Raw genomic sequence first — 25335 nt, 5'->3', positions numbered from 1 at the left:
AGGAAGGAGGGGTTTGAATGGATGACAATATACGTCAGCTCGTAGACAAGCTTTATTCTTATATGAAAGAAGAAGCTTACAAACCCATGACAGTACAAGAATTAGAGGAAGCGATGGGCATTGATGATTCCGAGGATTTCAAGGATTTCGTGAAGGCGCTCGTCTATATGGAGGAACGCGGAAAGGTTGTGCGCACTCGCTCCAATCGCTATGGTTTGCCACAGCGTATGAATCTCGTTAAGGGTAAGGTTTCCGGCCATGCAAAAGGGTTTGCTTTCGTAATCCCTGAAGAGAGAGACATGATGGATGACATCTTTATTCCGCCGCATGAGCTTAATAATGCGATGCATGGAGACATCGTCATGGTTCGCGTTTCTTCCGAATCCTCTGGTGCACGCCGTGAAGGCTCAATTGTTAAGATTATCGAGCGCGGCATCAAGAATGTGGTAGGAACATATACGGAAACGAGAGGAATCGGCTTCGTTATTCCGGATGACAAGAAAATGGCAAATGATATCTTCATTCCGAATGAAGCGAAGCATGGAGCCATCGAAGGCCATAAGGTGGTCGTTAAAATCACGACTTATCCAGAGGGCAGAATGTCTGCTGAAGGGGAAGTTGTGGAAATCTTAGGTCATAAGAATGATCCTGGTGTGGATATCCTGTCCATTATCCACAAATTTGAGCTACCGCAGGAATTTCCTGAGGACGTGCTTGAACAAGCGAACCGTACACCAGATATCATTGATGAGAAAGACTTGAAGGACCGCCGGGATTTACGCGATCAGACAATCGTAACGATTGATGGAGCGGATGCGAAGGACCTCGATGATGCAGTAACGGTCACAAGGCTTGAGAACGGAAACTATAAACTTGGCGTTCATATTGCAGATGTGTCCCATTACGTAACAGAAGGCTCACCAATTGATAAGGAAGCGGCAGATAGGGCGACAAGCATTTATCTCGTTGACCGCGTTATTCCGATGATTCCGCATCGATTATCAAATGGGATTTGTTCCTTGAATCCACGGGTAGACCGTCTCACCTTATCATGCGAAATGGAGATTGATTCAGAAGGCACTGTTGTGTCTCACGAAATCTTTCAAAGCGTAATCAAGACAACAGAGCGGATGACTTATTCAGATGTGAACGAAATCCTTGTGGATAAGAATGAGGAATTAATTCAGAGGTATGAGCCATTGGTGCCAATGTTTGAGGATATGGAACAGCTAGCGGCTATCCTGCGTGAAAAGCGGATGAAACGCGGCGCCATCGATTTTGATTTCAAGGAAGCGAAGATTCTTGTCGGTGAAAACGGTGAACCGACTGATGTTGTGATTCGGACGCGCTCTGTCGCAGAGAAGCTGATTGAGGAATTCATGCTTGCGGCCAACGAAACGGTTGCCGAGCATTTCCACTGGATGGATGTTCCATTCATCTACCGAATTCATGAAGAGCCAAATGAGGCGAAATTGCAGAAATTCTTTGAGTTCATCGTCAACTTCGGCTACATCGTCAGAGGCACAGCTAATTCCGTGCATCCGCGCGCGCTTCAGGAAATCATTGAAGCAGTCGAAGGGAAACCGGAAGAAATGGTTGTCTCAACCGTGATGCTTCGTTCCATGCAACAGGCGAAGTATGATCCGGAGAGCCTAGGGCATTTTGGTTTATCAACAGATTATTATACACATTTCACTTCTCCAATTCGTCGTTATCCTGACTTAATTGTCCACAGATTAATCAGAACTTACTTAATTAACGGGGATTTAAGCAGCCAGACACAGGAGAAATGGAATGAAAAGCTTGGCGAGATTGCCCAGCACAGCTCAGCCATGGAACGCCGTGCCGTTGACGCTGAACGTGAAACAGATGATTTGAAGAAAGCTGAATTCATGGAAGATAAGATTGGCGAGGAATTCGACGGCATCATCAGCTCGGTTACGAACTTCGGCATGTTCGTTGAATTGTCGAACACCATTGAGGGTCTGGTCCATGTCAGCTATATGACAGATGACTATTATCACTTCGATGACCGTCAATATGCCATGATTGGTGAACGCACGGCGAAGGTATTCCGTATCGGGGATGAGATTACGGTGCGCGTGATTAACGTCAATAAAGATGAACGCGCCATCGATTTTGAAATCGTCGGCATGAAGGATAACCGCCAGCGCGAAGGCGGCGAGAAACGCATATTCAGGACTGAGCCAGGCAAGAACAGACGCAAGGATTCAGGTCGCTCACAAAAAGGCGGAGGCAGCCGAAATGAACGCGGAGGCAAAGGTTCTGGCCAAGGTTCTGATAAAAAAGGACCAAGGAAGAAGAAAAAGTTTTATGAAAATGCGCCGACTGCGAAGCGTAAAACAGGACGGAAGAAGAAAAGATAATCAAGGAAAGGGTACCTCGCGTATAGAGTGAGGTGCTCTTTTTTATGGACTTCTCCATGCTGATGGAGCAGATTTAACGCCTAATATAAGCCAGCTGACTGTTTCTGATATATTTAACGTCTTAACGATTATTCATTTAAAAAACATATCGAGCTTTACCTCCTGTTTCTTTTAGCGGGCCATTTGAGGGGGAGGTTTTATTTAATTTTTAAGGAAAATACAGGAGATAAGAGCATATAATTTACAAAAGATGAAATAATGTATATAATTCTTATCATAATACTATGGATTTAAAGAATAGGGGGAAACGAACAAGGTGGATACTTTGTTATTGCTAGTAAATATTATTCTGTTACTTGCCTTAATTGGTCTTTTATATTTTATGCAAAAGAAGCATATCTCTTTTTCTAAGCGCGTATTCACGGCGCTTGGCCTCGGAATTATCCTCGGCTTTTATTTACAGTTTGGGTATGAGGCTGATTCAGAGGTACTGACTGGCACGAAGGATTGGTACAGCATCATCGGTACCGGGTATGTCAGTTTCCTAAAGATGATTGTGATGCCGTTGATTGTGGTGTCAATTATTTCAGCAATCATAAAAATAAAAGGGGATAATGGAGTCGGAAAGATTAGCTTCTCCATAATTGGTGTGCTTGTTGCTACGACAGCTATCGCAGCTGTGATTGGGATTGTCAGTGCCCTTGGCTTTGATTTAACCGCTGATAACCTGGAAAATGGGGAGGCTGAACAAGCCCGCTCAGCTCAATTGGAAGAGACGATGGTTCAGGTGGAAGGGCAGAGCTTCCCGCAAAGAATCCTGCAGGTCATTCCAACTAATCCCTTCTTGGACTTAACTGGTCAGCGCCCGACATCTACGATTGCAACAGTCATTTTTGCTGCTTTCGTCGGGATTGCGGCTATTGGAGTGCGCAGGAAGGCGCCGGAGGAATTTGCGACATTTGAGAAAATCGTTGATGCTCTTTATAAAATCGTCATGCGCGTCGTTACCTTAATTCTTCGGCTCACTCCATACGGCATCCTTGCCTTGATGGCGAATACAATCGCAAACACAAACATGGATGGAATCATTGAGCTTTCAAGGTTTGTTATTGCGTCCTATGTTGCCTTAATTGCGATGTTCCTTGTTCATTTAGTTATTTTGAGCCTATCAGGATTAAGCCCGCTTCAATATTTGAAGAAGATGGGACCGCTAATGACATTTGCGTTTACATCCCGCTCTAGTGCAGCTGCCATTCCAATCAATGTGGAAACGCAAACAACTCAATTCGGAAATTCAAGAGGGATTGCCAATTTCGCCGCATCACTTGGCGCATCCATTGGACAGAACGGCTGTGCCGGAATTTATCCAGCGATGCTTGCTGTGATGATTGCACCCGATCCGCTTGATCCAGTCTTCTTGATTCAGCTAGTCATCATTGTGGCCATTAGTTCATTCGGTGTAGCCGGTGTTGGCGGCGGTGCGACATTTGCGGCCTTAATCGTGTTATCAAGCATGAATTTGCCAATCGGGATTGCGGCGCTCTTGATTTCGGTTGAACCGCTCATTGATATGGGGCGGACTGCGCTGAATGTCAGCGGTTCAGTTACAGCTGGTCTTGTGACAGGACGTGTGACTGGCGAGCTTGATAAAGAAGTCTATGCAAGTGAGAAAACAAAAATGGAATCATTTGAAGCATAAGGATGTGCATCTGCACATCCTTTCTTCTTCCCAGGAGGAAAAAGATGATTCAAGTCGAATACTATATGGGTATGGAATAGTGTGAAGTGGAGGTATACTACTATGGAAAAGAAAATCATTCAAACAGCGAAGGCTCCAAGTGCGATTGGTCCTTATTCACAAGCGATTGAGGCAAACGGGTTTATCTACACATCAGGCCAGCTTGGATTAGACCCGGAAACCGGGGAATTGAGAAGCGGGATTCGTGAGCAAACCCAGCAGGCATTAAAGAATGTTCAAGCCATCTTGAGTGAGGCAGGGATAAGCCTTGATAATGTAGTAAAAACAACTGTGTACCTGCAAGACATGAACGATTTTGCCACCGTTAATGAGATTTATGCGATTTATTTTAATAGCTCTCTCCCGGCAAGGAGCGCGATTGAAGTCGCACGTCTGCCGAAAGACGGGCTTGTAGAAATAGAAGCAATTGCGGTAGTATGATAATATAAAGGGCCAATAGGGCTCTTTTTTATGACCCGTAAACAGAGAGAGGGGGTATAAATATGCCAAAAGGAACAGGAAAAGTCATCGGACAAAACAAAAAGGCCTATCATGATTATTTTATTGAAGAAACCTATGAGGCAGGAATTGTCCTTCAAGGAACAGAAATCAAGTCCATCCGAAATGGCCGAGTGAACCTGAAGGATTCATACGCGAGAATTATTAATGGCGAGGTCTTTCTAATGGGAATGCACATCAGCCCCTATGAGCAAGGAAACCGCTACAATCATGATCCGCTGCGTGTGAGAAAGCTTTTGCTCCACAACAAGGAAATTTCCAAGCTGATCGGTCAAACGAAGGAACAGGGCTATGCTCTTGTGCCATTGAAGCTATACTTAAAAAATGGCTTTGCGAAGGTATTAATTGGTCTTGGTAAGGGTAAAAAGAATTATGACAAGCGCGAGGATCTGAAGAAGAAGGAAGCAAAACGCGAAATCGAGCGTGCTTTCAAGGAACGTCAGCGTTAACCATCAAATTGGTGTTAAGCCCAAGTTCTTACAATTGAATTTCACGCTCGTTGTGATATAATAATTCATGTACCGTAATTGAATAGAAGCTAAGCAAACAAGCTTAGAGCTTCTTCATTTTCGTACGCTCCACATTCTTAATGAGGGGACGTTACGGATTCGACAGGGGTAGTTCGAGCTTATGTTGCGAGTCGAGGGGATCGGCCTCGTTAAAACGTCACAGCCTATAACTGGCAAACAAAACAACAACCTAGCTTTCGCTGCCTAATAACAGTCGATAGCTGTTCCTCCCTCCATCGTCCATGTGGTAGGGTCAGGGACTCACTTTAAGTGGACTACGCCGGATCTCGCCGTCTGAGGGAGAAGGAAGAGAACAACCAGACTAGCTGCCCGGAAGCCTGTCGATAGGCCGAAGGAACAGCGAATTGCCAATATATCGACTACACTCGTAGAAGCATAAGTGCCGTTATCTTTGGACGTGGGTTCGACTCCCACCGTCTCCACCAATACATAGTTTTGGTGGTTTTTTATTTTTGTGCAGCTATAAATGTTTTTATCGATTGGATAGTATATTTAAAGGCAGAAATGTTAGCTTAACCCTAACATTTCTGCCTTTTTCATTTCATGCAAAGTTCGTAGGACAGGGACTGAAGAGATAGCAAGTCCCTGTCCTGTTTTTTATGCCGAAAACAACACATAAATCTTATTTATAATATTTCCAACATGTTCACTTGTCTGGATTAAGAATGTGAATCCTTAAAAATCCTTATTCTATCCCTTTAATAAGCCCTTCCATCATCCCCTCATCCATCGGACCAACAATCTTCTTGGCAATAACGCCTTCTGTATCAATAACATAGCTTGTGGGAATGGTGATTGCTTGATATTGCTTGCCGATTTGACCATCTTCATCGAGCGGGACGGTGAATGTTAGCTCGTAATCTTTGATGAATTCATGGATGCCGTCTATTCCATGATCCATATTCGTAAGATTGACGGCTATGATTTCAACGCCTTCTTCTTTGTTCTCTGCATAGAATTTTTGCATATGAGGCATTTCAGCTTTGCAGGGCGGGCACCATGTTGCCCAGAAATTGAGGATAACCTTTTTCCCTTTGTAATCTGACAAATTCATCTTTTTACCATCAAGTGTGGATAGTCTAAAATCAGGTGCAGGCTTTCCTTCCTTGGCAAGAGCGGAAGTTGAATCCTCGGTTTTACTTGTTTTTACTCCGTTTGTACGATCATTGTTGTCCTTTAATGGGTTCCATAAATTGACGACTACGATGGCGACAGCCAATAGAAAGATTGCGACCGATAATCTATTTTTGTTCAAATCTTTTCACCGCCTTTGGAATTTAGGCTGCTGTGATCCCGAATAGCCAGGATAGATAGGATGATCGCATGCGCTTAATCGTTCTCAATACCCCATCTTCTTCATTCAAGCGTGTGATGTAATACCATATTCCTGCAAAGGGCCGGTGCCTCTATTAAACATAACGTTATATTTTCTGTCTAATCTCTTAAGAACATCATATCAAGTTCAGGTTTTTTCTGAGTAGAATAAATACTCATCAATCCCTTTTAAGTGTCTTAAAGGCGGTCATAATACAAAATCAAAACTCATAAAAATACTTTATGACTGTACAGGTGAATGGGGAGAGTAGATGAATCAATTGGCCTTGATTCTTAAAGAACTAAGTCAAACAGAACTGGAAAGTGTTTTGGTTACGATTATTCATGTGGAGGGTTCTGCTTATTTAGGAGAAGGCACCAATATGTTGATTAAAGAAGATGATACAGTTGTAGGAATGATTAGCCCTGGATGTTTAGAAGAAGATGTTATCCTGCAGGCAAGAACGGTATTTAAGGATAAAAATTCAGAAACTCTTGTATATGATATGGCTGATTCAGAGGGATGGGGTGTTGGGAATGGATGTAATGGCACGCTTCATCTCATTCTTCAATATATTGATGAAGAGTTGAAGCGGAATCTATTAAGTATCTTGACCAACATGAATAGAGGATTATATACAATACACCGGATGTTTTTAAATGAACGATATGAAGTGGACTATTCTACCTTCCGAAGTTCGGCTCATCAGCCTAAAATAGCTGATAATCATAAACTCCAATTTGATGGGTCTGGATACATATTTACCAATATCATTGAACCAAAAACTCGACTGATTATCTTTGGAGCAGGTGTAGATGTTAAACCATTGGTTTCGATGGCTTCCGCTTGTGGTTTTCATGTCATATTGGTTGATTCAAGACCATTATTATGTAATGAACGAAATATCCCAGGGGCGCATCAATATGTCACCATAAACCTCAAGGATGCTATTCAAGATTTGGATATCAAAAGGAATGATTTCGTTGTTCTTATGACCCATCATTTCTTAAATGACAAGAAAATCGTTCAAGAGCTACTGAGAAAAGAAATCGATTATATAGGGATAATGGGCACGAAGGAACGGTCAAAAAAGCTTTTTGGCACATCTATTCCTGACAATGTTTATACGCCAATTGGTTTATCCATCGGTGCTGAAGGTCCGAATGAAATAGCGGTTAGTATTATGGGAGAATTGATAAAAATCCGGTATGAAAAGAGACTGCCAAATTGAAAATGACTGGTATATATTTAGCTGCCGGCAATAGCTTGCGTATGGGAAGAGAAAAATTATCTTTGCCGCTTGGCAAAAAAAGATTGGGCATGTGGGCATTAGAAAAAGCCGTCCAGTCGAATCTTGATGAGATTATCGTGATTTCGAATCAAGCAAATTACCAGCATTATAAAAATATCGATAATAAGAAGCTGAAGGTAGTAGAGCTTTCAGGGAACAACAAATCGGAATCTATAAAAGCAGGATTGGATTTGGCTATTACACTACATTCGGATGCTGTGATGATTATACTCGCTGATCAGCCTTTTATTTCCTCTAAGATGCTAAATCGATTAATGGCCATCTATAAACAAGATATAACGAAGGCTTTTGTTGCTCCAACCTTTAAAGGGAATATAGGTCCGCCTATACTGATATCCAAAATACTATTTCCTGATTTATATAAACTAGAGGGAGACCAAGGTGCTAAACAAACCCTGATTGATAAAAGGCAAGGGGGAATATTAGTGCCTTTTGATGATGAAACAATATTTATGGATATCGACAGAAGAGATGAATATTTATCTTGGGAGAGAAATATAGAATCAATGAATCCTGATGAATTATACGAATAAAGGAGTGGGATATGAACATCATTGGCCAAAGCGTCATCCGTAAAGATGCTTGGAATAAGGTGACAGGGAAAGCGATGTATACCGGAGATTTAGAGACAGGGAATGTCTTATATGTTCAAAAGCTGATCAGTCCCTATGCACATGCATTAATCGTAGACATAGATATCAGCAAGGCAATGCTTATGCCGGGAGTTCACAACATTGTAACCGGAGGGAACCTGCCTCTTACTGGGGAGGAAATTAGAGATCGTTATCCTATTGCCTTTCAGAAAGTTCGTTACCATGGTGAAGTGATTGCCTTAGTTGTCGCAGATACACAGAAAATGGCCAAGGCTGCGGCTGATTTAATCAAGGTTATCTATGAACCCTTAGAAGTTGTGAACTCTCCAACCGAGGCACTTGAAGAAAATGCGCCAATCCTGCATGAACAATTAGGAGAGTATGAGAAAATCCCAGATGTTATACCAAAACCAGGGACAAATATTGCTAACCATTCAAAAATCAGAAAAGGCAAAAAGGAGAAGGGTTGGAGGGATAGTGAAGTCACTGTCGAACAGGTTTTTTCCTTCAACCCATCTGACCATGCTGCTATGGAAACAAGATGTTCCTTAGCGGAGATTACGGGGGAAGGCGAAGTAATCATTCACTCATCTTCACAGGCGCCTTTCATGATTAAACGATTGATCAGTGAGTACTTCCATGTAGATGTAGGCAAAGTGATTGTCCATACTCCATTAGTCGGAGGAGCATATGGAGGGAAGGCATCCATTCAGCTGGAATTGTTAGCGTATATTGCTTCAAAGGCAGTCGGCGGCAGAAAAGTCAAGATCATAAATAGTCGTGAAGAAGATATGCTGACCTCTCCGGGACATATAGGCCTTGAGGCCAAGGTGAAATTAGGAGCGACACGAAATGGATTGCTTAAAGTAGCTGAGATTACCTATTTATGGGACGGAGGGGCCTATTCCGACAAAGCGACAGATTTAAGCCGGGCTGGTGCAGTTGATTGTACGGGTCCGTATCATATCGAAAATATTTATTGTGACTCACTATGTATGTACACAAACCATCCATATGCAGCTCCCTTCCGAGGGTTTGCTCACTCGGAGGTTTTATTTGCATTTGAGCGAACCATGGATGCCTTAGCTCTCAAATTAGGAGCAGATCCGCTTGAGCTTCGCCAAATAAATGCCATCAAACCCGGCGATAAAACCCCTACCCAAGTTCAGCTTAACAGGAGTACAGTCGGTAATCTTCCCGGATGTATAAAAGAACTGAAGAAAATAATGAATTGGGAGGAAGGGAGCTATAAGCGAATAAGCAAAAGCCGAATAATAGCCAAGGGAATATGCTGCATATGGAAAAACTCAACCATTGATCCGAATGCAAGTTCTGGGGCGATACTGACCTTCAATCCTGATGGGAGTGTCAATGTAAATTCTGGTGTGGTGGAGATTGGTACTGGTACAAAAACGATCCTGGCACAAATGGTTTCCGATCAATTAAAAATAGATATAAACCGGGTGTACGTTCAAATGGATGTCTTAACCAACAGCACACCGGAGCATTGGAAGACCGTGGCGAGCAGGGGAACGCTTATGGCGGGCAGAGCGGTAAGCATGGCCTGTCAGGATGCAATTAACCAGCTGAAAAGGCTTGCTTCCATAGTATTAAAGGCTCCGGCAGAGGATATGGAAATCCGAAATGAAACGGTTTATTGGAGGGAAGATCCTGCTCACAGCCTATCCTATAAAGAGCTTTCCTATGGATATTCCTATGCAAATGGGAGTGCAATAGGGGGTCAAATCATTGGCCGCGGCCATTATATTATTCCGGGCATTACAACGTTGGATAAGGAAACAGGGGCTGGGAAACCAGGTCCTGAATGGACGGTTGGAGCCCAGGGAGTAGAAATAGAGTACAATCCAATCAATCATCGATATAAGATTCTTAAGGCCTTTTCGGTGATTGATGCCGGAAAAGTACTGAATCAAAGAATGGCAGAAGGACAAGTGATGGGTGCCATGAGTATGGGAATTGCATTCGCAGGCAGGGAAACTTTTCATTTTGATGTAATGGGCAGAGTACTGAATCCACAGTTAAGAACGTATAGGCCTTTGCGCTATGGAGAAAATCCGCAGTATATATGCCGCTTTTTAGAAACCCCTCATGAAGAAGCCTCCTATGGGGCCAGAGGATTGGGGGAACATGGCTTGCTTGGTATGCCAGCTGCACTTGGGAATGGTTTGTCCCTAGCTGCCAGCACCTCTTTAAACGAATTGCCTTTACTTCCTGAATTGATTTGGCGGAAAGTGACCGAGGAGGCAATGCCATGATTGCCTTTAATTTTGATTACTACGAACCGGTAAAGATAGAAGACGCCACCGGATTATATAGAAACATAAAAAAAGACGGAAAGACTCCGATATATCTTAGTGGTGGTACGGAGATTATTACTTTAGGCAGATTAAATTTAATCAAGCCAGATGCCGTCATTGATATTAAGAAGATTCCAGAATGTCATCAATTCAGGATGGATCAGCATCATTTGATAGTAGGTGCAGCAACTAGGTTAAATGAATTTGAAAATAACAACTCATTTCCGCTATTATCAAGCGTCACAAAAGAAATAGCGGATCATACCTCGAATAATTCCATTACCCTTGGCGGTAATATATGCGGACAAATCTTTTATAGGGAAGCTGTTCTTCCCTTTTTACTCGCTGATAGTATATGCATAACGGCCCGGATCTCTGGTTTGAGAAAAAGGAATATCAATGAAATGTTCAATCAGCATTTACTGCTAGAGGAGGGTGAGCTTTTAGTTAGTTTAGCCACTAAAAAAGAATATGTTGAATCCAATTCAATCAGCATCAAAATCCGACAGCAATGGAACACGGGATATCCATTAATTACAGTAGCAGCTCTAAATAAAGATGGATATATCCGGTTCGCCTTTAGCGGGCTCTGTCCGTTTCCGTTTCGTTCAGAGCCTATGGAGGAAGTCCTAAACAATCATAATCTTTCGATGCGGGAGAGAATAGGAGCGGCACTGCCATTAATCCCCGGTCCCATTTTAAATGATGTTGAGGGCTCAAGTGAATATAGATTATTTGTCCTGGAAAATACATTGACTACAATCCTAAAAAAGCTTGGTGGTGAGTAGATTGAATCCTAAACCGAAAAAGCAGAAATATCCTATAGAATTATTAGTCAATAATCAACGATATGATAGAGAAGTTGAAGCAACTGAACTATTACTGGATGTTTTGCGTCATAAAATTGGCTTAACCGGTGCTAAGCCAGGCTGCCTCAATGGAGACTGTGGCGCTTGCACCGTGATGGTTGACAAGCGGCCGATAAAGTCATGCTTAATGCTGGCTATAGAAGCAAAGGAGAAGGTCATTACAACGATAGAAGGGCTTCATCATAAGCCGATTCAAGAAGCATTTGTCACTCATTTTGCTTTCCAGTGCGGATATTGTACACCCGGTTTTATTATGAATTGTCAAGCTCTATTAGAGGACGATCCAAACCCTTCTGATGATAAAATCAAATCATGGCTCTCCTCCAATATATGCCGATGTACAGGATACGCTGAAATTGAAAAAGCGATTAAATCGGTCATCCATCCCGATTAGGTGAGTGACAATATAGCAACGGATGAATATGATGTATTCACAGGGTGTGATCATCATGCAAAATAATATGGATGATTCAAATAATGCAAACAAAAGGGGGATATATGCGTTTCAGCGCAGTATCGATATAATCACCGCCATATTATTATTGACTAATCAAATAACCATTGAAGGCATATTTATAAGACCCAGAAAGTTTTCTATATCTGTTGGAGGACCATTATTTGGCGGAACCAGGGTTGTCCCAAAAGACAATTGGGCAATAGAACAGGATATTCTAGATTTGATCCATATTTTTTTAGCCATTCTATTACTTTCCGATAAAATAACGATAACAGGTATATTTATTACATCAGCTGAATTTACCGTCACTGTATCTGGTCCCATCTTTGGCTATACTAGAACAGTGCCATCCACTCTTATGCTTGAAAATTATCAGTCATTTTATTCGGCTGTAAAAGAGCATTATATTGTACCGCCAGAATTATTATCCAATTTAATGAGGAATGATGGAAATGGACAATGTTAATAAGGAAGCCGAAAAAAGTATCATATCTGGAAGGTTTTTAATCGCTTTGCCAATTATTCTTTTTATATACTTTTTCACAAGGCAAGAATCAGAAGGTGTATAAGGGAATGGATTATTATCAGCGCATGTTAATGTGTGAAATTATATTGAATTAAGAAAATGCAGTTTGGTATATAGAAGTCAATTAATGTTAATGAGGTATTAAGCTATTCCATTATGGGGGCAATAATCCTAGAGGATTATCGCCCCTTTTTTGTGTTAAGTTTTTTTATGGAAGACAGAGGCGGTTTTAAAGAAGGAGGGACCTCGCAAAATAAAGTTAGATTCGCGCTCTTGAAATCTCATATTAGCCTATTTCTATCATCAGAATCATCATATTGACAAAATAGATAGCAAGCTATATTGTTAGTAAAGTTGACTATATAAGTGAGGGATTAACATGGCGAATTCTGGTCAAGAACCTGTTGTGCTAACACATTTAAAGATGGTGGAGCACCTTGCTAAACGGATTGGTGATGAACATTTGAAGCAAATCGGTTTAACGCAAAGTCAGGCAGATGTGATTATATTGCTTGCGCATGAATCAGATAAAGTCTTTCATCAACGTGATATTGAACGTGCATTAAATTATACAAATCCGACCGTTACGGGATTGTTAAACAGGCTGGAGCAAAAGGATTTTATCGTTCGTCAGGTAGACCCCGATGATTCAAGAGCTCGAATTATTAAGTTAACGGATGCTGCTTTAGATGTTTTGGAAGAAATTTATCGAAGTATTCGTCAAACAGAGCAAATGATACTAGAAGGGTTTTCGAAAGAAGAGATGGACATACTAATGCCATTCATGTCTCGAATGGCCAAGAATGCTTTGCGTCATGTGTAATCATGCATTTTTTCGCACTTATATAGCACGAGCTATATGATTTAGAAGGAGTTAAGTTATGCAACAAAAATATTTAAAAAATGCTGGGTTAATCGCATTGATTACCATTCTATCGATGATTCCGCCATTATCGACTGACTTATATATGCCAGCATTACCAGAGATGACGGCTTATTTTCATACAACGTCTACATTAATGAGCTTTACGATGACAGTCTTCTTTATATTCATGGCAATCGGTATTTTAATTTTAGGGCCGATGAGTGATAAATATGGCCGTAAACCTGTGTTGATTGCAAGCATCTCTATTTCGTTAATTTTCTCTGCCGCTTGTGCCTTCGCTCCAAATATTCTACTGCTAATTCTTGCCCGTGGTGCTTCTGCATTTGGTGCTGGCGGTATGGTAGCCATTTCTACTGCTCTGATCAGAGACAGTTATGAGGGCAAAGCCATGTCAAAGGTACTGTCTGTTACACAGGCATTTATGTTAATTGCCCCTATGCTGGCACCTGTATTAGGAGCCCTTATTTTAGAGGTGGCTGATTGGAAGATGACGTTTATTGTATTGGCTGCTTTAACAGGCGTTTCGCTTGCAGGAGCCTTCTTATTAGAAGAAACGTTACCAGTGAAGGAACGTACGCAAAGCAGCACGCTTCAATCAATTTTAGGATTAAGAAAAGTAGCGAAAAATCCTAATTTCACAAGCTTATTACTAGTAGGTGCAATCATTGCTGCACCATTCATGGCGTACTTAGCCCTTGCGTCTTATATCTATATAGATGGTTTTGGCGTTTCGGAAACAACATTCAGTATGTATTTCGCGCTTAACGCCGCAGCCTCAATTTTAGGTCCGGTCATGTACATGAGATTTGGCGCCGGCTCAGTGAAGAAAGCAATCAATGCTGGTATTATCGTATCCATTATTTCTGCGGTATTAATTTTAACTGTAGGAGATGTCGCTCCAATCATTTTCTTATTGTCCTACATCCTTTACTCTGTTGTAACGTCCTATTTCCGACCGTTGATTTCAGATTTATTATTATCCGCAACGAAGACAGATGTCGGAGCAGCATCTTCTGTCATGAACTTCGGATTTACAGTTATCGGAAGTATCGGTATGGTTGTCGGTTCCTTAGGATGGAGCAGTTATACAGGCGGATTAGGGATTACCATGCTAATCTTTATTTCTATAACCATCCTCGTTTGGCTCTTTGTTTTAAAAGCGAAATCTATCAAATTTGATTGGAAATAAAATCGTTCGGCATAACCTGTTATAAGGACTACTTTATTTAAAAAGCAATGGATTGTTCAGGTGCCTGAATCTTAGTAAAACGTTGTTGAGGACAAGCTCGTAAGCTTATCTTCAACAACGTTTTTTGTTTTATCGCTAAAATCCAATTCCCTTACGCCTGCAGCGATAGCATATGCTTAATCGTTCTCAATACCCCGTCTTCCTCATTAGAGCGTGTGATGTAATTCGCTGCATCTTTAACTTCTTGCACAGCATTTCTGACGGCGAAGCTGTATTCGGCACAGGCCATTAGCTCGATATCGTTGTATGTATCACCAAAGACCATTGTTTCTTCAGGTTTGACATTCAACAACTCCTGTAAATGTGTCACGGTTGTCCCTTTGTGGACATTGACATTCGTGATATCAATCCAGGAAACCTCGGAAGCAACAATATAAGCTGAATGGAAAAATGGAGATAGTTGCTCCCTTGTTTCCATACATCGTTTTTGCGGATCGTGGATGGTTATCTTGATAAAATCTTCTTTTAGCTCTCTGAAATCTGATACTTGCCTTACATGTGTATACGATTTGCGGATGATTGCGGCTTCTTCAGCTGATAATGTATTCTTGATGACAGCGCCTGTTTGTGTGCAAGCGATAATCGAGTGGTCTGGGCTTAATTCCTCTAGCTTTTGGATGATTTTCTGCCCTAATTCATTACTTAGGAGTGATTCGTAGATAAATTCCCCGTTATGCTTGATTCTAGTCGCACTATCACCAATAATCCACAGGTCCGCTGCATCCTCGCCAAATAGCTCCTCCACTCGTTCACATTGCTTACCGGTGACGGGTGCGAAGAACACATTTTTCTCTTTCATGAGCTGCTTGACTTCCTTAAATAGCTCCCGGTTGAAGTCACCGCTGTTATTTAAGAAAGTTCCGTCCATATCAGTTAACACTAATTTAATCATTTGAACCCCTCCGCTGATGATATTCTGCTTCTAAATTTTACGATAGCACGAGAAAGCAATAGGGGATAAGCATTGTTGTTATTTCCCGCCCTTTATATTATATATCATCTTAACGTGTGTATTTCTCCAAGAGTCTATTAATATCACAACTATTCTACCTCTGTATTCCCTTCTTGTTACCTGCTGTTGGTAAGTGATTCCCTTAAAGAAATTCGTGATGAATTAAGGGGGAATAATAGGTCAATTAGTTTATTTATTGTTTCACTAGCAATTTGATGCCGATCCAGTAGCTACCGTCAATGGCGGTATTTTTTGTTTATGTAATGTAAGCAGCTCTGTGATTTTCATTCTCCATATTCTTATGTGCCAAATAAATTTTAGTCATTTCTTACCCATAAGGATTATAAATTAGAAAGACAAGTTTATGGCGTACTCTACAATAGCCTATGAATTTAATTTAGGAAGATAGGAGGAATGGAAATGAAGAAGGGATTCCTATATCTAGTGATGCTTACGGTCATTGTGGTCACTGCAGCGTGCGGACTGAATAATAATAGTGATGGTGAAAAGAATGCGCTTCAAAAAATTAAAGAGCAGGGAGTTATAAATGTAGGAATTGAGGGGGCTTATCCGCCTTTCAACTTTTATAATAGCTCAAATGAACTGGAAGGTTTCGATGTAGACATCACGAATGAAATTGCAAAACGCATGGATGTTAAGGTGAATTTCGTTGCAACCCCTTGGGATTCCATTATTGGAGGTCTGCTATCCAATAAGTATGAAATCATTATTTCCAGCATGGCCATCACGGAAGAGCGGAAGGAGAAGGTAGATTTCACTGAGCCTTATTATAGAACGGGAGCTCAGCTATTTGCGCCAGCTGACACGGGGATGAAGGATGCCAAAACAGATTTAAAAGGCAAGAAAATAGGCGTGGTAACGGGGACAACCTTTACCCAAGAGGTGGAGAAGCTTGGCGGTGAACCGGTCCTTTATAAGTCAGACTTATTATCCTTTCAGGATATGGCTAATGGCCGGATTGACGGAGCCATCACCGATAAGGCGGTAGGAGGAAACATCATCGTCGAAAACGATTATGATGCAGTGGCTGTGGGCGATATTTTATACGATGAAGTCGCTGGTATTACGGTGAATAAGGATGAAAAGGAATTAGTGAAAGAGATTGATCGCCATATTAAAGAGATGGTGAAGGATGGAACGTATGCGGACATCAGCAAGAAATGGTTCGGGACAAGTATTTATGAATAGAGGGAGAGATCAATATGCTGGACTTTAGCTTAGTCGTCGATTATCTCCCCTTCATGATTGAAGCCACATGGGTCACGTTGAAAATTTCCATCCTTTCAACGGCCGTGGGACTGGTTTTGGGACTGGTTATCGCTTTGCTTAAGATATCAACGATTTCAGTCTTCGTTCATATCGCTAATTTTTATTTATGGATTATTAGAGGGACGCCAATGCTTGTGCAGCTATTTTTAATCTATTATGGTTTGCCTCAAATCGGGATTGAGCTGACACCAATGGCAGCAGCGGTAGTAGCTTTAGGAATCAATTCTGCCGCCTATATCGCTGAGATTTATCGAGGGGGCATAATGTCGATCTCTAAAGGGCAAATAGAGGCTGCAGAATCATTGGGGATGGGCTATTTGTTGAGAATGAGAAAGATTATCCTGCCGCAGGCACTGCGTGTATCCGTGCCGTCATTAGGAAACCAGGCTATTATGATGCTGAAAGATTCTTCTTTAGCCTCTTTAGTGACGGTCTCAGAATTATTGATGGTATCACAGCGTTACGCCGCGTCAAACTATGCATTTATCGAGTTTTACGTAGTGGCAGCAGCTTTTTATCTTCTATTAACAACCGTTTTCACGTTTATTTTGAACAGGGTAGAGAAGAGGATGTCAGTGGGGGAAGTGTAGAAAAGAATTATACCTTGGGGGATAAGTGGGGATGGATATTACTAATCTAAGTTCCGATGTGATGATTGAAATGGTTGACGTTCATAAGCAGTTTGGCGATTTAGAGGTGATTAAAGGAATTGATCTAACGATTCAAGCAGGAGAGGTGGTTTCCGTTATCGGTTCTAGCGGATCAGGGAAAAGTACCTTGCTGAGATGCATAAATAACCTCGAAAAAATCACGAGCGGGAAAATCATCGTGGATAAGATTCCCTTGAATGATCATAAAGCGAATATTGCCCATATAAAAAGAGAGGTTGGAATGGTCTTTCAGCAGTTTAATCTGTTTCCCCATATGACTGTATTAGAGAACATTACTGTGGCACCCATTCATGTATTAAAGCGGCCAAAAAAAGAGGTTGAAGAGGAAGCGGTGAAGCTGCTCAAAAAGGTCGGATTAGAAGAGAAGAAAAATGACTATCCGAAAAAATTATCTGGCGGCCAGCAGCAAAGGGTAGCGATTGCACGGGCACTAGCTATGCGCCCAAAAGTGATGTTATTTGATGAACCGACATCTGCTCTAGATCCTGAACTTGTAGGGGAGGTTCTGCAGGTCATAAGAAAAGTGGCAGAGGAAGGAATGACCATGGTGGTTGTCACACATGAAATGAATTTTGCCAAAGAAGTGGCTGATCGGGTTGTCTTTATGGCTAATGGACGTGTTGAAGAGCAAGGTATTGCTAAAGAAGTTTTGGTGAATCCCAAAAGTGAGAAACTAAGAGCATTTCTAGGATATAGCTCATAAGGAAAATGAATCTTCGCCGATATCCTTCCCTCTCCTTATACAATGAGGCTCTGAATAACCGCTGTTCAGAGCTCAGCTTTTTGAAAAGATTTTCCGCAGGTTTAACCCATACGCCCCTAGGAGAGCTAACCCAATTGCTATATGCGCGTCCTCGATTGCCTTCATTGAAAAGAACCAATTGCTCTCTTTCCTTCTATCTGAAAACTATATTAAAATTATTAATAGCCTAATATTCATTCGTATTTAGTAGATTGCATCGGAAAGGAACCTATATATGAAGCGTTTAAATGAAATCTATAATCATCAAAAATTTTCGTTGAGCAAGGTGTCTTATTTGGAACCTGTTTTCAACAGTCAACCAGTCCTCCTAACGGAAGCAACATTTCTTGAGAGAAAGGACAAGCTTCTCCAAGCGATGAAGGATAGGGGTATTAGTCTTGTGTTTGTTTATGCAGACCGGGAGCATGGCGGAAACTTTGAGTATTTGACAGGGTTTATACCGCGCTTTGAGGAGGCGTTATTAGCGGTGGAGTCGAATGGGGAGGCAACGTTATTCCTTGGGAATGAAAACTTGAAGATGGCTCCCTATTCTCGTATGGAGGCTAGGCTGGTACATGTTCCGTATTTTTCTTTGCCGAATCAGCCGATGGAGAATGATCGTGGATTGAAAGATATTATCGGTGATGCAATTGATTTTAGAGGGAAAACAATAGGGGTCGTCGGATGGAAGGTATTCACAAGCCGCTTTGAGGATAACCGACACTTATTTGACATCCCTTCATTTATCGTGGATGTTTTTAGAAATCTGGCGAGTGAGCAAGGTAGTGAAGTTGTGAATGCGAGTGAGTTGTTCATGGGAGAGAACGGCGGAATCAGAACAATCAATAATGCCAATGAGATTGAGCATTATGAGTATGGTTCAAGCCTTGCATCTGATTGTGTATTGGATGTCCTGGATCAAGTCGAAGTTGGCAAGACAGAGATGGAGCTGGCCTCATCCTTATCAAGATTCGGGCAGCCGCATAATGTGACAGCCATTTGCGCAACGGGAGACCGGTTTACGGATGCGGTCATTTATCCGCGGAATAAGGCAGTCGAGCTTGGGGATAAGTTCTCAGCAACAACTGGCTATAAGGGAGGATTGGCCAGCAGGTCTGGATATGTAGTGAATAATACAGCGGAGCTTCCGAAGGAGGTTCAAGATTATCTTGAAAGAGTCGCGATTCCATATTATGCGGCCATCGTAGCCTGGCTGGAGCAAATTAAAATAGGGATGACGGGCGGAGAGTTATATGAGGTGGTCGAAGAGGTGCTTCCAAAGGAAATGTATCACTGGCACTTGAACCCGGGTCATTTGACTGCTGATGAGGAATGGCTATCTTCTCCAATTTATCCGCAATCGAATACCGAATTAAAGAGCGGAATGCTCCTGCAAATCGATATCATCCCCTCTGTCCAAGGGTATTCAGGAGCGAGCGCTGAGACGGGAATTGCCTTGGCAGATGAGAGCCTGCGGACGAAAATTAAGGAAAGCTGCCCGGGATTATGGCGACGAATCTTGAAAAGAAGAGCCTATATTGAACAAGAGCTTCATATTAGTCTTCATCCGGAGGTACTGCCACTCTCCGATACGGTTGGATACTGCCGTCCATATTTGCTGAATAAGGAAAAAGCGCTATTATTTATGCCTCGTTAATGTGGAGTGGCTGAATATGTTCCCCAATCCGGATGATTGTCCAGCCCCCTATACGACCGTGCATGACTTAAGGAGGGGGCTTTGGGTCCAAATTAAAATGACGGTGCTATTATGACAGCTTCATGTTTAGTATAAATGCTTAGGATGGATAAGTCCTAGGCATTATCATTATTCTTTAACGTGAAGCTAGATTTCTAATCATAAAACCTGCTCTTCTTATTCCCTCGACTCCGACAACGCTTCCGATCATTCCTATTAGGATACTTGAAGAGCAAAATTTACATAAGTAGTACAGACCAGTCCCTGTGAGCATATCCAATAGGAAGAATTGCTTGATGGCGGAACTTTCAATTAGATAAAAAACGAATTGGCTTTGTTCGGTTTTTATTTTCACGTTGAGCACGCACCTGTCTTTTATTGTTAAGGTACGCTTGATAAGGATTGTATGATGCCATTTTTCATTTCTTTTTTGTTTTCAGTTGGAGACCATTACATCTCTGCTGGTTACATTTAACGGCTGTCCGGATTCTTTCCGTACTTTATGATAGAGAGGGAGGTAGATGTGGCGTGGAAAGAATGCAGAGAGAACGGGAAACGATTGTCGCCATGATTGAGATGTATTGCAAGCATGAGCATAAGCAGATGGAACTATGCGAGAGTTGTGCAGAATTAAAGGATTATGCGCTATTCCGGTTGAGTAAATGTCCTTTCCAGGAGAAGAAGCCGGCTTGCCAGAATTGCAAGATTCATTGCTATAAGCCAGATATGAAGGCGCAGGTAAAGGATGTCATGCGAAAAAGTGGTCCTAGAATGATTTGGTCACATCCGTATTTTGCTATTATGCATATAGTCGATACATTCCGAAAGGCACCGGATTTGCCGAAAAGGACCAAAAAGAATTCGTGATTTCGACTTGCAAATATAGTATTTAATATGCAGGAATCCTGATTAGGGCCTATTCGAATAGGTCTTTTTTCTTGTCTGAAATGCATAAAAAAACAGAAGCAAAAAGCTTCTGTTCTCCTCATTAGGCATTCAACCATTAAACCGAAAAGCTGACATTCCTTTTACCTCTGTCTTGATGCGGAAAAGTCCGCCGGCATGCGGAAATTCATTCATATCCGTGTCATCGGCCCTGGCTGTTGTGATATAAAGTTCATCCAGATCAGGGCCTCCGAAGGTGCAGGAGGTAACATGCTTGGCCGGCACGGATATGGAAGATAGCTGGCGGCCGCTGTTTGGGTCCCATCGTGATACCTTTGATCCGCTATAATGGGCAATCCAGAGCATGCCTTCCTCATCAATGGTCATTCCGTCCGGGAATCCTTCATTCTCGGGAAACTGGATAATATCACGCGGGTTCGTGATAGTTCCTGTTTCAGCGTCATAATCATAGGCACAGACTTTCAAGGTTGGGGTATCGATATAATAAAAGGTGGTTTCATCTGGTGACCAAGCGAGCCCGTTCGAGTTTGTCACCTCGCTGATTTTCTTTTCTACCTCGAGGTTCGTATCCAGGCAGTAAAGGGCACATGTATGTTCCTTCCCCTCCAGATGGATAGAGCCTGCCCAGAAGCGGCCCTTTGGATCACATTTCCCATCATTGAAGCGATTACCCGGCAAATGGCTTTCCGGGTCAGCGATTGGTTCTAGCTGCTCTGTTTCAGGATCAAGGAAGAAAAAGCCGTCCTGCAGGGCAATAACCGTGCCGCCAGATGTCCTTGGGACAATGGTTCCAGGCATTTGATCGAGTTTAATCGTTCGATTGGTTTCTTTTCTATAATCATATATATGTAATTTCTTTCCCATGATATCTAGCCAATAAAGGACCTGTCTTCTATCGTCCCATGTAGGTCCTTCCCCTAGTATGGCCTTCTCATCAACTAGCAGTTCCAATTTACCTAACAAGCCTATCCCTCCAATAATTCGTATTCCGATATTTCTCTTTACCCTAATATTGTTCTCTTTAGTATCAGAATTGTCCTTCTTATCTATTTTGCTTGATAATTGGCATTTTTTAAGGATTGATAATGCAGAATTGCGAAAAATATAATAAGTGTATAACCATCAAGAAAGCAGGGATCTGTAATGTCAAACAAAGAAAAAACTTTAGGTTATGTTCGTGTAGTCGTAGGCGAAAGCGGAAAGGTTGCACATATTTGCCCGAATACGCTTCATCATCCAGATCCGGCTGAACAAGAGCGCCTGAATAAGGTCGTGACAGTTGAAATGCTGGATAAGCTTTTAGAAAATAATAGCTATGAAGATTGCCAGGTTTTAGTGATTTTCAGTGAAGATAAAGATGGTCTTGAAATTGCTCATTCTATGATGATTCAACCAGGATTCAAGAATTTCTGGCGTGAGAGAATCACCAAGAAAATGGAGAAACACTATACAAGCTTACGTGATGAAATTCATGTTCAGAGCCGTATTGATTTATGGGAAGAGACATATAAAGAATCTTTCGTTCCTACAAGGAACATAGGCTGATGAATAAGCAGCAGGCGAGAGCCTGCTGTTTTTCTTTATTCAAGAAAAGGCAGGAGAATATTCTCCTGCCTTTAGGGTTTATCAAATGTCCTCTTTTTCTTCCCCAAGCTCTTCCTCGATTTCCTCTATGACTTCAGCTTGAGCATCAATCAATGTTTGCTTGAGAGCATTGATGTTCTCGCAGATTAAAGAGTATTGTTCAGCCACTTTTTCAGAGATTTCTGCAGTCGCCGCTTTGTATTGTTCTGTAAGCTCTTCACTTTTTTGAGCAACGCTTTGCTTTAGCTCATTGGCTTTATGGCATATGTATTGGCCGCCTTCAGTAGATGCAAGGTCGCTGCGGAGCTCTTTCCCGCTCTTTGGTGCCAATAGAAGTGCGGCAGCTGCGCCAATCATGCCGCCGATCAATCCGCCAATAAGAAAATCTTTAGAATGAGAAGAGCGTGGTTCTGCGTATTTTTCTTTGTTGTTATATGTTGATTTTCCGGTAGTCTTAGCCATCTGTTATGCCTCCTTGATAATTGCGATTAGGCTTATCACTATAATTATTTGCGACAGAATTATGGCTGTAAATAGATAGATTCTTCCTTTTTCTCTATTAATCGTTATGGAAGATGATTAGAGCGGTTTCGACTTATTTCTTGGGAAATAGAAAGCTGCCGCCTGCTAAGGTGAGTTTTGCAATCTTCTATTTATTGTCACTGCCAGTTGTGAGAGAATATTCGTAATAGAAAGAATGGAGAGGGGGAAGGGAATGTATTTACAAATTAAAGAACCAACTAAAAGGATATCTGCTGACAGTGTACGAGTATGGCGCATTAGCAATCTGCTTGGCTATGGAATTACTTTGGTTCTTGCAGGAGCAGTCCTATATGCAGCGTACTATTATGATTGGAAAACATGGATTGCAGCCATTCTTACAATTGGCTTCATGCTGCTATTGGCAGCGGCCATTTGGGCTGTAGGCATTAAACCGTATTATTTGCAGAAGACATGGCGGTATGAAATTGATGAGCAATTTGCACAGCTGAAGTATGGCCGCTTTAAAGTGAGACATATCGTGATTCCGATGGCAAAGGTAGAATACGTTTCAACAAGCCAAGGACCATTCCTGCGAAAATATGGACTTTTCAATGTCGAAATTGGCACAACTACCTCAGATCATACAATTCCAGCCATACATCGTGATGAAGCCTATGCATTAAGAGAACAGATTTCGACTTATGCAAAGGTTAAGCTTGATGGGGAGAATGGGGTTGAAGAGGCCTGATGGAAGAGAAGAAACGGTATCATCCAGCTATTATTCTTTTTGAAATTGCTTCCTTTATAAAAAATAATTTCTTTTTGATCATTATCCTGTTTGTCATCAATATTGGTTCGACCTCCAAGTGGGTTGTTTGGGGACGATATGCGCTGATTGCGTATTTCTTTGGATATATAATCTATAGCCTATTGAAATGGTATATAGAAACATATGAGATTACGGGGGAGGCCTTCATTTTTAGAGAGGGGGTCTTTATCAAAAGTCAGCGTAATATCCCATTTGAACGCATTCAGGACCACCATTCAAAAGCGAATTTCCTGCATCAGCTTTTGGGGATTACTTCTTTGAAACTTGAGACGGGAACGAGTGATAAGGATGCTAATATATCTTTTCCAGCGATTTCCTTGCAGGAAGAGGCACGTATTCTTGAGTGTCTGCTAAAGAAGGAGAGAATGATAGAAGTCGACACGAAGCATGAGGAGGAGCGGGTTGTCTATTTTGAATCGACAAATAAGGATACGATAAAGGCGGCGTTCACTTCCTTTAGCTTTCTGGCGCTTTTTCCGCTCTTGCTCACCGGCTATTTCCAGCTTGATGAATGGCTGAATATTGAAGAAACCTCTAAACAGGTGTTGAATTATTTCGAACGAAATATCTGGATTTGGATTCCTTTGGTTTTGGTGACAGTAGCTGCTGCCTTTGCCGTGGGGTACTTGCAAACCCTGTTTAAATACGGGAACTTTGTCATTTCAGCTGATTCAGATCGTATTTATATTACAAGGGGCGTTTTCACGACAAATGCCTATTCCATCCAAAAGCCGCGAGTACAGGCTATCAAAATCCAGCAGTCATTGCTGAAAAGGATTTTTGGCATGGTGGAAATCAAACTTGTTAGTGCTGGACAGGAAATAATCGGAAATGAAACAGAGGTCAATTCTCTTTATCCATTCATGGATAAAAAGAAAGCCTATCAGCTAGTGAATCAATTATTGCCTGACTATCATATCGTCGAAAATATGCATCGCTTGCCGAAGAAGGTCCTTTGGCTGAGGCTGGTTAGGCCATATTATTTTACAGTGGCTGCCGCCATTATCCTGCTCTTTGTAAAGCGAGAATGGCTCTATGCGGCAGCGATTGTTCTTTTAGTTGAGGTCATCTTTCGTGTGATTGACTATTCGTTCACGAGCTATTTGAGGGAAGAGGAATATATACAAGTTCGAGAGGGAGGATTATACACACGGACAATCCATACGAAGTGGCGGAATCTGCAACAGATTGAAGTCAGCCATTCCTGGCTGCAGAGAAAGTTCGGAGTCACAACTATTCAATTTTATAATCGGGCAAAGCCTTTTCAGCTGACGCTTTTGATGGACCTATCAAAAGAAGAGGCGGAGGCATTTTATGAGCGCTTTTGCCGCCGTTCGGCTAAGCCGCGGCTCATAAGGCAGGAGGCAGTTTCCGAGGAATAACGATTGATATCTATTAAATGCAGGACAAGGCAGAAATTTCGTATGCCTTGTCTTTTTTTGTTTCTGGGCTTATTCGAAGTTCATGAGAATGAACTTTCCAT

At 41.8% G+C, this 25335-nt stretch carries 24 protein-coding genes and 1 other RNA gene; 21 read left to right on the top strand and 4 right to left on the bottom strand.

The features are described 5' to 3' along the window. Window positions 1–17 precede the first annotated feature (17 nt). The 5 genes from rnr (at window position 18) to ssrA (ending at window position 5599) form a co-directional block, all read left to right on the top strand. The gene (gene rnr, locus CYL18_RS10960) at window positions 18–2387 is read left to right on the top strand and encodes a ribonuclease R (protein WP_104849545.1); all 2370 of its coding nucleotides are present in this window, start codon (window positions 18–20) and stop codon (window positions 2385–2387) included. A gap of 316 nt (window positions 2388–2703) precedes the next feature. Further along, the gene (locus CYL18_RS10955) at window positions 2704–4086 is read left to right on the top strand and encodes an L-cystine transporter (protein ID WP_104849544.1); all 1383 of its coding nucleotides are present in this window, start codon (window positions 2704–2706) and stop codon (window positions 4084–4086) included. Between the two features lie 102 nt (window positions 4087–4188). Beyond that, window positions 4189–4566 (top strand): RidA family protein, encoded by a 378-nt coding sequence (locus CYL18_RS10950; RefSeq protein ID WP_104849543.1) that lies wholly within the window; start codon window positions 4189–4191, stop codon window positions 4564–4566. A 62-nt stretch (window positions 4567–4628) separates the two neighbouring features. Next, window positions 4629–5093: an SsrA-binding protein SmpB gene (smpB, locus tag CYL18_RS10945; protein WP_104849542.1), complete on the top strand. Its 465-nt coding sequence runs from the start codon at window positions 4629–4631 to the stop codon at window positions 5091–5093. Between the two features lie 144 nt (window positions 5094–5237). Next, window positions 5238–5599: a transfer-messenger RNA gene (gene ssrA, locus CYL18_RS10940) on the top strand. 260 nt (window positions 5600–5859) lie between these two features. Here the strand turns inward: ssrA and CYL18_RS10935 are convergent. Further along, window positions 5860–6429, bottom strand: coding sequence for a redoxin domain-containing protein (locus tag CYL18_RS10935; RefSeq protein WP_104849541.1), 570 nt, complete (start codon window positions 6427–6429; stop codon window positions 5860–5862). A gap of 331 nt (window positions 6430–6760) precedes the next feature. Between CYL18_RS10935 and CYL18_RS10930 the strand changes: the two genes are divergently transcribed. From CYL18_RS10930 to CYL18_RS10895, 8 genes are all read left to right on the top strand, one after another. Next, window positions 6761–7720, top strand: a complete 960-nt coding sequence (locus CYL18_RS10930; RefSeq protein WP_104849540.1) for an XdhC family protein — start codon at window positions 6761–6763, stop codon at window positions 7718–7720. A 2-nt stretch (window positions 7721–7722) separates the two neighbouring features. Continuing rightward, a complete protein-coding gene (locus CYL18_RS10925; protein WP_236636405.1) occupies window positions 7723–8334 on the top strand; it encodes a nucleotidyltransferase family protein in 612 nt (203 codons plus the stop codon). 11 nt (window positions 8335–8345) lie between these two features. Continuing rightward, complete coding sequence (locus CYL18_RS10920) at window positions 8346–10670, top strand: xanthine dehydrogenase family protein molybdopterin-binding subunit (RefSeq protein WP_104849538.1); 2325 nt, start codon at window positions 8346–8348, stop codon at window positions 10668–10670. Next, window positions 10667–11500 (top strand): FAD binding domain-containing protein, encoded by an 834-nt coding sequence (locus CYL18_RS10915; protein ID WP_104849537.1) that lies wholly within the window; start codon window positions 10667–10669, stop codon window positions 11498–11500. The genes CYL18_RS10920 and CYL18_RS10915 overlap by 4 nt, the downstream gene beginning before the upstream one ends. 1 nt (window position 11501) lies before the next feature. Next, window positions 11502–11975: a (2Fe-2S)-binding protein gene (locus CYL18_RS10910; RefSeq protein WP_104849536.1), complete on the top strand. Its 474-nt coding sequence runs from the start codon at window positions 11502–11504 to the stop codon at window positions 11973–11975. A gap of 55 nt (window positions 11976–12030) precedes the next feature. Further along, entirely contained in the window at window positions 12031–12504 is a 474-nt protein-coding gene (locus tag CYL18_RS10905) for a hypothetical protein (protein WP_104849535.1), read from the top strand. A 439-nt stretch (window positions 12505–12943) separates the two neighbouring features. Next, window positions 12944–13387, top strand: coding sequence for a MarR family winged helix-turn-helix transcriptional regulator (locus tag CYL18_RS10900; protein ID WP_104849534.1), 444 nt, complete (start codon window positions 12944–12946; stop codon window positions 13385–13387). A gap of 58 nt (window positions 13388–13445) precedes the next feature. Continuing rightward, complete coding sequence (locus tag CYL18_RS10895; protein WP_104849533.1) at window positions 13446–14639, top strand: MFS transporter; 1194 nt, start codon at window positions 13446–13448, stop codon at window positions 14637–14639. Between the two features lie 151 nt (window positions 14640–14790). On the opposite strand, the gene CYL18_RS10890 is transcribed toward CYL18_RS10895, so the two are convergent. Continuing rightward, the gene (locus CYL18_RS10890) at window positions 14791–15591 is read right to left on the bottom strand and encodes an HAD family hydrolase (protein ID WP_104849532.1); all 801 of its coding nucleotides are present in this window, start codon (window positions 15589–15591) and stop codon (window positions 14791–14793) included. Window positions 15592–16071: 480 nt separating this feature from the next. Here CYL18_RS10890 and CYL18_RS10885 point away from each other — a divergent pair, with 480 nt between their 5' ends. The 5 genes from CYL18_RS10885 (at window position 16072) to CYL18_RS10860 (ending at window position 20917) form a co-directional block, all read left to right on the top strand. Continuing rightward, window positions 16072–16860, top strand: a complete 789-nt coding sequence (locus CYL18_RS10885; RefSeq protein ID WP_161497127.1) for a transporter substrate-binding domain-containing protein — start codon at window positions 16072–16074, stop codon at window positions 16858–16860. Between the two features lie 14 nt (window positions 16861–16874). After that, complete coding sequence (locus CYL18_RS10880; protein ID WP_104849530.1) at window positions 16875–17531, top strand: amino acid ABC transporter permease; 657 nt, start codon at window positions 16875–16877, stop codon at window positions 17529–17531. A 61-nt stretch (window positions 17532–17592) separates the two neighbouring features. Further along, entirely contained in the window at window positions 17593–18315 is a 723-nt protein-coding gene (locus CYL18_RS10875) for an amino acid ABC transporter ATP-binding protein (protein ID WP_104849585.1), read from the top strand. A gap of 274 nt (window positions 18316–18589) precedes the next feature. Then, window positions 18590–20011, top strand: a complete 1422-nt coding sequence (locus CYL18_RS10870; RefSeq protein ID WP_201741270.1) for a M24 family metallopeptidase — start codon at window positions 18590–18592, stop codon at window positions 20009–20011. A 567-nt stretch (window positions 20012–20578) separates the two neighbouring features. Next, window positions 20579–20917 carry a nitrous oxide-stimulated promoter family protein gene (locus tag CYL18_RS10860; protein WP_104849529.1) on the top strand — a complete coding sequence of 113 codons (339 nt, stop codon included), beginning with the start codon at window positions 20579–20581 and terminating at the stop codon, window positions 20915–20917. A gap of 129 nt (window positions 20918–21046) precedes the next feature. Here CYL18_RS10860 and CYL18_RS10855 read toward each other — a convergent pair whose 3' ends face one another. Continuing rightward, a complete protein-coding gene (locus tag CYL18_RS10855) occupies window positions 21047–21919 on the bottom strand; it encodes an SMP-30/gluconolactonase/LRE family protein (RefSeq protein ID WP_104849528.1) in 873 nt (290 codons plus the stop codon). A gap of 180 nt (window positions 21920–22099) precedes the next feature. On the opposite strand from CYL18_RS10855, the gene CYL18_RS10850 reads away from it, so the two are divergent. Further along, a complete protein-coding gene (locus CYL18_RS10850) occupies window positions 22100–22501 on the top strand; it encodes a hypothetical protein (protein ID WP_104849527.1) in 402 nt (133 codons plus the stop codon). Window positions 22502–22582: 81 nt separating this feature from the next. On the opposite strand, the gene CYL18_RS10845 is transcribed toward CYL18_RS10850, so the two are convergent. Further along, entirely contained in the window at window positions 22583–23002 is a 420-nt protein-coding gene (locus tag CYL18_RS10845) for a YtxH domain-containing protein (protein WP_104849526.1), read from the bottom strand. A gap of 253 nt (window positions 23003–23255) precedes the next feature. Here CYL18_RS10845 and CYL18_RS10840 point away from each other — a divergent pair, with 253 nt between their 5' ends. Together CYL18_RS10840 and CYL18_RS10835 are read left to right on the top strand one after the other, a co-directional pair. Then, window positions 23256–23771: a PH domain-containing protein gene (locus CYL18_RS10840; protein WP_161497126.1), complete on the top strand. Its 516-nt coding sequence runs from the start codon at window positions 23256–23258 to the stop codon at window positions 23769–23771. Next, window positions 23771–25234, top strand: coding sequence for a PH domain-containing protein (locus CYL18_RS10835; protein WP_104849524.1), 1464 nt, complete (start codon window positions 23771–23773; stop codon window positions 25232–25234). Before CYL18_RS10840 ends, CYL18_RS10835 begins: the two co-directional genes overlap by 1 nt. Window positions 25235–25335: the final 101 nt, after the last annotated feature.

Source organism: Pradoshia eiseniae (genome assembly GCF_002946355.1).
Classification (GTDB): Bacteria; Bacillota; Bacilli; order Bacillales; family Pradoshiaceae; genus Pradoshia; species Pradoshia eiseniae.
Note: the sequence above shows the minus strand (reverse complement) of the source record. Positions and strands in the feature narration are given on the sequence as shown.

Excerpts from the sequence above, each read along its gene's own strand:
- CYL18_RS10880 (WP_104849530.1), top strand. The coding sequence starts at position 16,875 with ATGCTGGACTTTAGCTTAGTCGTCGATTATCTCCCCTTCATGATTGAA.
- CYL18_RS10900 (WP_104849534.1), top strand. The coding sequence starts at position 12,944 with ATGGCGAATTCTGGTCAAGAACCTGTTGTGCTAACACATTTAAAGATG.
- CYL18_RS10835 (WP_104849524.1), top strand. The coding sequence starts at position 23,771 with ATGGAAGAGAAGAAACGGTATCATCCAGCTATTATTCTTTTTGAAATT.
- CYL18_RS10920 (WP_104849538.1), top strand. The coding sequence starts at position 8,346 with ATGAACATCATTGGCCAAAGCGTCATCCGTAAAGATGCTTGGAATAAG.
- smpB (WP_104849542.1), top strand. The coding sequence starts at position 4,629 with ATGCCAAAAGGAACAGGAAAAGTCATCGGACAAAACAAAAAGGCCTAT.
- CYL18_RS10840 (WP_161497126.1), top strand. The coding sequence starts at position 23,256 with ATGTATTTACAAATTAAAGAACCAACTAAAAGGATATCTGCTGACAGT.
- CYL18_RS10930 (WP_104849540.1), top strand. The coding sequence starts at position 6,761 with ATGAATCAATTGGCCTTGATTCTTAAAGAACTAAGTCAAACAGAACTG.
- CYL18_RS10875 (WP_104849585.1), top strand. The coding sequence starts at position 17,593 with ATGATTGAAATGGTTGACGTTCATAAGCAGTTTGGCGATTTAGAGGTG.
- CYL18_RS10905 (WP_104849535.1), top strand. The coding sequence starts at position 12,031 with ATGCAAAATAATATGGATGATTCAAATAATGCAAACAAAAGGGGGATA.
- CYL18_RS10870 (WP_201741270.1), top strand. The coding sequence starts at position 18,590 with ATGAAGCGTTTAAATGAAATCTATAATCATCAAAAATTTTCGTTGAGC.
- CYL18_RS10890 (WP_104849532.1), bottom strand. The coding sequence starts at position 15,591 with ATGATTAAATTAGTGTTAACTGATATGGACGGAACTTTCTTAAATAAC.
- CYL18_RS10950 (WP_104849543.1), top strand. The coding sequence starts at position 4,189 with ATGGAAAAGAAAATCATTCAAACAGCGAAGGCTCCAAGTGCGATTGGT.
- CYL18_RS10915 (WP_104849537.1), top strand. The coding sequence starts at position 10,667 with ATGATTGCCTTTAATTTTGATTACTACGAACCGGTAAAGATAGAAGAC.
- CYL18_RS10850 (WP_104849527.1), top strand. The coding sequence starts at position 22,100 with ATGTCAAACAAAGAAAAAACTTTAGGTTATGTTCGTGTAGTCGTAGGC.
- CYL18_RS10895 (WP_104849533.1), top strand. The coding sequence starts at position 13,446 with ATGCAACAAAAATATTTAAAAAATGCTGGGTTAATCGCATTGATTACC.
- rnr (WP_104849545.1), top strand. The coding sequence starts at position 18 with ATGGATGACAATATACGTCAGCTCGTAGACAAGCTTTATTCTTATATG.
- CYL18_RS10845 (WP_104849526.1), bottom strand. The coding sequence starts at position 23,002 with ATGGCTAAGACTACCGGAAAATCAACATATAACAACAAAGAAAAATAC.
- CYL18_RS10925 (WP_236636405.1), top strand. The coding sequence starts at position 7,723 with ATGACTGGTATATATTTAGCTGCCGGCAATAGCTTGCGTATGGGAAGA.
- CYL18_RS10885 (WP_161497127.1), top strand. The coding sequence starts at position 16,072 with ATGAAGAAGGGATTCCTATATCTAGTGATGCTTACGGTCATTGTGGTC.